Source organism: Pseudomonas sp. NPDC086278, from assembly GCF_050280905.1.
Classification (GTDB): Bacteria; Pseudomonadota; Gammaproteobacteria; order Pseudomonadales; family Pseudomonadaceae; genus Aquipseudomonas.
In genome coordinates, this window is sequence record NZ_JBNNWE010000161.1 from 1 (window position 1) to 6,677 (window position 6,677).

The window sequence follows — 6,677 nt, forward strand, 5'->3', positions numbered from 1 at the left end:
AGCTGGACGACGCCGCCGCCGAGCTGAAAGCCATTACCGACAAACCGGCGAACCCGGCGTTGGGCTTCTTTGCCATATCGTTCAATTAACTACCCTCTGAAGCAAGCTCCGCTAATGGCGCGCGCTTCGCATGATATTCACCGGCCTAACTTACTACATTACCTACGGCTCTGGCAGGCGCCGTCTGTAACCCTTTGTGAAACACTTTCTACACAATATTCGCTAATGCTCACGGGGCGAAATATGAAAATCCTATCGACCCGCAAAAAAACCTCGATTTACTCACTACGGCCGCGATAGCCCCAAGCCAGCATGTATTGCTCGCGGGAACTGCCACGGGAGGAGTCCGGCTTGATCATCTGGACCTTCTCGAATTTCTGACGAGCGTCCTTCACGTAAGCATCAAACCCTTCACCCTGAAACACCTTGATCACGAAATTACCACCCGGCTTGAGTATCCGAGCCGCCAGATCAAGAGCCAGCTCACATAGAAACATGGCTTTTGGCATGTCCACCTCAGGCGTACCACTCATATTGGGGGCCATATCGGAAATCACAAGGTCCACCTGCGAATTACCCACGGCTTCAAGGATCTGAGCGAGCACTTCGTCCTGGGTGAAGTCACCCTGGATGAAGGTCACGTCCGGAATGCTGTCCATTTCCAGGATGTCCGAGGCGATCAGACGCCCCTGACCACCGATCAGCCGACTAGTGACCTGCGACCAGCCGCCGGGCGCCGCTCCCAGGTCGACAACGCTCATACCCGGACGGATCAGCTTGTATTTCTCCTGGACCTCCAGAAGCTTGTAACTCGCACGCGAGCGGTAACCATCCTTCTGCGCCTGCTTCACATAGGGATCATTGACATGTCTTTGCAGCCACTTAAGGCTTGTCTTGGAACGGGCCACGGGCCACCTCGAAAATAAAACGGGTCGTGATTAACTGGGCGGTCCCGGACTCGCTCGGGTAAACTGGCCGCCGCTTTTTACAAGATCAGACGCAGGGGTCAGATTATGCCGCTCACTCAAGAGCAGAAGAAACAGTACAAATCCATTGGCCACCATCTGAAACCAGTTTTGACAGTGGCTGACAACGGTTTGACTGAAGGTGTGTTAGCCGAACTCGAACGCGCTTTGGCGGATCACGAGCTGATTAAAATCAAGCTCAACATCCTCGATCGCGAGTCGCGCCTGGCGAACATTGCAGAACTGTGCAAGGTCGGCAAAGCGGACCTGGTTCAGGTCATCGGCAAGATGGCACTGATTTATCGCAAGAACTTCAGCGTCAACAAGCAGCTGTCGAACGTCCATCGCTTCAAGTGATGGCAAGGGTCAAGGGTGTGCTTCGCGCACCCCGCCACTCCATCCCGGCACCGGTTGCAATACCAGCACGAGCCCGGAAATCCCCAAAACAAGATAGCTGAACACTTGCCAGCGCATTGCATCGGGCCAACCGAGGCGCACCGCGAAAAACATCGCACACGCATACAGCGCCATCAATAGCAGTTGCCCGCGATTATCGCGCCATAGACTGACAAGGCCCTCAGCCTGTACCAGCACCAAAGCCTGGAAAATCACGCACGCTGTGGCGAACCCCACCATCAGCGCATTCAGCATGCCTGCAATTTCGTCGATCAGCAGCGGCGCCAGGCCAATTCGACCCAGCACCGGCAGCAAACCGATGTGCAACAGCCACAGGCCGCCAACCCACAACATCTGAGCCAGCTGCCAAAGCATGGCGCCCGCGCGGAGCGAGCGCCTTCTTTCAGATGTGGCGGACTTCGACAATCTCGTACTCGATAACGCCACCAGGCGTTTTGACAGCAACCACATCACCCTCTTCCTTGGCAATCAAGGCGCGAGCGAGCGGCGAACCGACTGAAATCTTGCCGAGTTTGAAGTCAGCCTCATCCTCACCCACGATGTGGTAAGTGACGCGTTCGTCCGTCTCGACGTTGGCGATTTCAACGGTGGTGCCGAAAATCACTTTGCCGGTATGAGGAATGGACGTGACATCAATGATGACCTGATTCTGAATCCGGCCTTCGATATCACGAATCCGCGCCTCGACCATACCCTGCTGCTCGCGAGCAGCGTGGTATTCGGCGTTTTCCTTCAAGTCACCCAATTCGCGGGCAGTACCGATGTCCTGGCTGAGCTTCGGACGGACGACCTTGGTCAGGTGAGCGTGTTCTTCTTCCAGGGCTTTTGCGCCCTGGACGGTCATTGGGTACTTGATCATGCCTTCAATCCTGCGTGTAGGTCCTGCAAGCGGCGCACGGTCTTCTCGGGACCGAACTTCAGCGCTTCACAGATGGCTTCGCCAGCAGCAATGGTGGTGGTGCAGTAAATCTTGTGCTGCAAGGCATTACGACGAATGGAGTAGGAATCAGCAATCGACTGACGGCCTTCGGTAGTGTTGATGATCAGCGTGACTTCGTCATTCTTGATCATGTCGACCACGTGCGGACGACCCTCGGTCACCTTGTTGACCCGGCGCACTTTCAGGCCGGCCGCTTCGATCAGCTTGGCAGTGCCGGCAGTGGCAACCACTTCGAAGCCCAAGTTGATCAGATCACGCGCCACGCCTGCAACCAATGGTTTGTCGTCGTCACGCACACTGATGAACGCGGTACCGCCGGTCGGCAGCACTTCGCTGGCACCCATCTGGGCTTTGGCGAACGCTTCGCCGAAGGTGTCGCCGACGCCCATTACTTCACCGGTGGACTTCATCTCCGGGCCCAGGATCGGGTCCACGCCAGGGAATTTGGCGAATGGGAACACCGCCTCTTTCACGCTGTAGAAGTTCGGGATGATTTCCTTGGTGAAGCCAATTTCCTTCAGGGTTTTACCCGCCATCACGCGAGCCGCGATCATGGCCAGCGAAACACCGATGCACTTGGACACGAACGGTACGGTACGGGACGCGCGCGGGTTGACTTCGATGACGTAGATGTCTTCGCCTTGCAGCGCCAACTGAACGTTCATCAGGCCGACAACGCCCAGTTCCAAGGCCATTTTCTTTACCTGTTCGCGCATTTCGTCCTGGATGTGGCCAGGCAGCGAGTACGGCGGCAGGGAGCACGCGGAGTCACCTGAGTGAACGCCCGCCTGTTCGATGTGCTGCATGATCGCGCCGATCACTACATCGGTGCCGTCGCAAACAGCATCCACGTCCATTTCGATGGCGCAGTTGAGGAAGTGGTCGAGCAGCACCGGGCTGTCATTGGACACTTTCACCGCGTCACGCAGGTAGCGCTTGAGTTCTTCTTCTTCGTAGACGATTTCCATCGCGCGGCCGCCCAGTACGTAGGACGGACGAACCACCAGCGGATAACCGATCTTGGCGGCGGCACGAATCGCTTCGTCTTCGCTGCGCACGGTGGCGTTTGGCGGCTGGCGCAGGTTCAGGCGCTCGACCATCTGCTGGAAGCGCTCACGGTCTTCGGCACGGTCGATCGCGTCAGGGCTGGTGCCGATGATCGGCACGCCGGCTTCTTCCAGGGCACGGGCCAGTTTCAGCGGGGTTTGGCCGCCGTACTGGACGATCACGCCTTTGGGCTTCTCGACGCGGACGATTTCCAGCACGTCTTCCAGGGTCACTGGTTCGAAGTACAGGCGATCAGAGGTGTCGTAGTCGGTGGAGACCGTTTCCGGGTTGCAGTTGACCATGATGGTCTCGTAACCGTCGGCACGCAGGGCCAGCGCCGCGTGTACGCAGCAGTAGTCGAACTCGATGCCTTGGCCGATACGGTTTGGACCGCCGCCCAGGATCATGATCTTGTCGCGGCCCGTCGGCGCAGCTTCGCACTCTTCCTCGTACGTCGAGTACATGTAGGCGGTGTCGGTAGCGAACTCGGCCGCGCAAGTGTCAACGCGCTTGTAGACCGGGAAAATTTCCAGCTTGTGACGGTGGCGGCGCAGGTTTTTCTCGGTCACGCCCAGCAACTTGGCCAGACGCATGTCGGAGAAGCCTTTGCGCTTGAGGCGGAACATCAAGTCGCGGTCGATGCTGGCCAGACCCAGGGTCTTGACCTTCTCTTCTTCCTTGATCAGATCTTCGATCTGCACCAGGAACCACGGGTCGATCATGTTCATGCCAAAGATATCTTCGACCGACAGACCGGCGCGGAAGGCGTCAGCCACGTACCAGATGCGCTCGGCACCCGGCACGGTCAGTTCGCGCTTGAGCACGCTCATGCTTTCCGGGTTGCTCAGGTCGAGCTTCTCGTCCAGACCGCAAACGCCCACTTCCAGACCGCGCAGGGCTTTCTGCAGAGACTCCTGGAAGGTCCGGCCGATGGCCATGACTTCGCCCACCGACTTCATTTGCGTGGTCAGGCGCGCGTCGGCTTTCGGGAATTTCTCGAAGGCAAAACGTGGCAGCTTGGTCACGACGTAGTCGATGGACGGCTCGAAGGAGGCAGGGGTAGCGCCGCCGGTGATTTCGTTCGACAGTTCGTCGAGGGTGTAGCCGATCGCCAGCTTGGCAGCGATACGCGCAATCGGGAAGCCGGTGGCTTTCGAGGCCAGCGCCGAAGAACGGGAAACGCGCGGGTTCATCTCGATGACAACCATGCGGCCAGTGTCCGGGCAAATGCCGAACTGGACGTTGGAGCCGCCGGTTTCCACGCCGATCTCGCGCAGTACCGCCAGGGAGGCGTTGCGCATGATCTGGTATTCCTTGTCCGTCAGGGTCTGTGCCGGCGCAACAGTGATCGAGTCACCGGTGTGCACGCCCATCGGGTCAAAGTTTTCGATGGAGCAGACGATGATGCAGTTGTCCTTCTTATCGCGGACAACCTCCATCTCGTACTCTTTCCAGCCGATCAGGGATTCGTCGATCAGCAGCTCTTTGGTCGGCGACAGGTCCAGACCGCGGGCACAGATTTCTTCGAACTCTTCACGGTTGTAAGCGATACCGCCGCCGGTGCCGCCCATGGTGAAGGACGGACGGATGATGCACGGGAAGCCAAGCTTCTCGAGCACGGCGTTGGCCTCTTCCATGCTGTGGGCGATCCCCGAGCGCGGGCAGTCCAGGCCGATGGATTTCATCGCCTTGTCGAAACGCGAACGGTCTTCAGCCTTGTCGATGGTGTCAGCGTTGGCGCCGATCATCTCTACACCGAACTTCTCCAGGACGCCTTCGCGCTCCAGGTCCAGTGCGCAGTTCAGAGCAGTCTGGCCACCCATGGTTGGCAACAGCGCGTCCGGACGCTCTTTCTCGATGATCTTGGCAACGGTCTGCCATTTGATCGGCTCGATGTACGTAGCGTCGGCCATGTCCGGGTCGGTCATGATGGTCGCTGGGTTGGAGTTCACCAGGATGACGCGGTAACCCTCCTCGCGCAGGGCTTTGCAGGCCTGGGCGCCGGAGTAGTCGAATTCACAGGCCTGGCCGATAACGATCGGGCCAGCGCCGAGAATCAGGATGCTTTTTATGTCTGTACGTTTTGGCATGGGTTTGTCACTCAAATCCGCAGGTCAGTCGGCAAGCCGTCTTGTTCAATCTTGAAACCTTGAGGGGGCCGCCGGTAACGGGACCACCCCCAAGCTTTGCTACATCAGGGCGAGCGATTAGCGTCGCTTGGCCATTTCATTGATGAAGCGATCGAACAGAGGCGCTACGTCGTTCGGGCCAGGGCTGGCTTCAGGGTGACCCTGGAAGCTGAAGGCGCTCTTGTCGGTACGCTCGATCCCTTGCAGGGTGCCGTCGAACAGCGATTTGTGGATCGCGCGGACGTTGGCTGGCAGGGTCGCTTCGTCTACCGCAAAACCGTGGTTCTGGCTGGTGATCATCACCACACCGGTGTCCAGATCCTGGACCGGGTGGTTGGCGCCGTGGTGGCCGTGCCCCATTTTCAGAGTCTTGGCACCGGAGGCCAGGGCCAGCAGTTGGTGACCGAGGCAGATGCCGAACACCGGAATCTCGGTTTCCAACACATCCTTGATTGCCTGGATCGCGTAGTCGCAAGGCTCCGGATCACCCGGGCCGTTGGACAGGAACACGCCGTCCGGCTTCATCGCCAGGACGTCGGCGGCTGGCGTCTGCGCCGGCACAACGGTGACGCGGCAACCGCGCTCGACCAGCATGCGCAGGATGTTCAGCTTGACGCCGTAGTCGAACGCAACCACGTGGTAAGGCAGCTCGGAAGCGTCGATGGTCGCGTGGCTGTCGGTTTTCAAGTCCCAGACAGTCGAGCGCCACTCGTACTTTTCCTTGGTGCTGACAACTTTCGCCAGGTCCATACCTTTGAGGCCAGGGAAGCCTTGTGCGGCGGCGATGGCAGCTTCTTCGGAGATGTTGTCGCCGGCCATGATGCAGCCGTTCTGCGCGCCTTTCTCACGCAGGATGCGCGTCAGGCGGCGAGTGTCGATACCAGCGATCGCCACAACGTTGTTGGCTTTCAGGTAGTCGGACAGGGACATCGTGTTACGCCAGTTGCTCGCAACCAGTGGCAGGTCACGGATGACCAGGCCAGCGGACCAGACGCGGTCGGACTCGGCATCTTCCGGCGTGGTGCCGGTGTTGCCGATGTGCGGGTAAGTCAGGGTAACGATCTGTTGGGCGTAGGAAGGATCGGCGCCCGAAATCGGGCTCAAACCCAGCGTTTGGGCCCGATTTTATTCCGCCAAGCGACGTCCTGTCGCATTCCCCGGCCTTTAAGGCTCATTGGC

6 protein-coding genes are annotated in these 6,677 nt (G+C 58.8%); 1 reads left to right on the forward strand and 5 read right to left on the reverse strand.

Annotated features, from left to right (window positions below; translation table 11 throughout):
• Positions 1-278: 278 nt before the first annotated feature.
• Complete coding sequence (gene rlmE, locus ACQKP4_RS27905; protein WP_427637255.1) at positions 279-908, reverse strand: 23S rRNA (uridine(2552)-2'-O)-methyltransferase RlmE; 630 nt, start codon at positions 906-908, stop codon at positions 279-281.
• 105 nt (positions 909-1,013) lie between these two features.
• Here rlmE and ACQKP4_RS27910 point away from each other — a divergent pair, with 105 nt between their 5' ends.
• Positions 1,014-1,322, forward strand: a complete 309-nt coding sequence (locus tag ACQKP4_RS27910; protein WP_008005472.1) for a YhbY family RNA-binding protein — start codon at positions 1,014-1,016, stop codon at positions 1,320-1,322.
• Positions 1,323-1,331: 9 nt separating this feature from the next.
• Here ACQKP4_RS27910 and ACQKP4_RS27915 read toward each other — a convergent pair whose 3' ends face one another.
• From ACQKP4_RS27915 to carA, 4 genes are all read right to left on the reverse strand, one after another.
• Positions 1,332-1,736 carry an MFS transporter gene (locus ACQKP4_RS27915; protein WP_427637259.1) on the reverse strand — a complete coding sequence of 135 codons (405 nt, stop codon included), beginning with the start codon at positions 1,734-1,736 and terminating at the stop codon, positions 1,332-1,334.
• A 28-nt stretch (positions 1,737-1,764) separates the two neighbouring features.
• Positions 1,765-2,241, reverse strand: a complete 477-nt coding sequence (greA, locus tag ACQKP4_RS27920) for a transcription elongation factor GreA (protein ID WP_008029775.1) — start codon at positions 2,239-2,241, stop codon at positions 1,765-1,767.
• On the reverse strand, positions 2,238-5,459 hold the full coding sequence (carB, locus tag ACQKP4_RS27925) for a carbamoyl-phosphate synthase large subunit (protein ID WP_427637257.1): 3,222 nt from the start codon (positions 5,457-5,459) through the stop codon (positions 2,238-2,240). The genes greA and carB overlap by 4 nt, the downstream gene beginning before the upstream one ends.
• A gap of 117 nt (positions 5,460-5,576) precedes the next feature.
• Positions 5,577-6,602, reverse strand: a complete 1,026-nt coding sequence (carA, locus tag ACQKP4_RS27930; protein ID WP_427637258.1) for a glutamine-hydrolyzing carbamoyl-phosphate synthase small subunit — start codon at positions 6,600-6,602, stop codon at positions 5,577-5,579.
• Between the last annotated feature and the right edge of the window lie 75 nt (positions 6,603-6,677).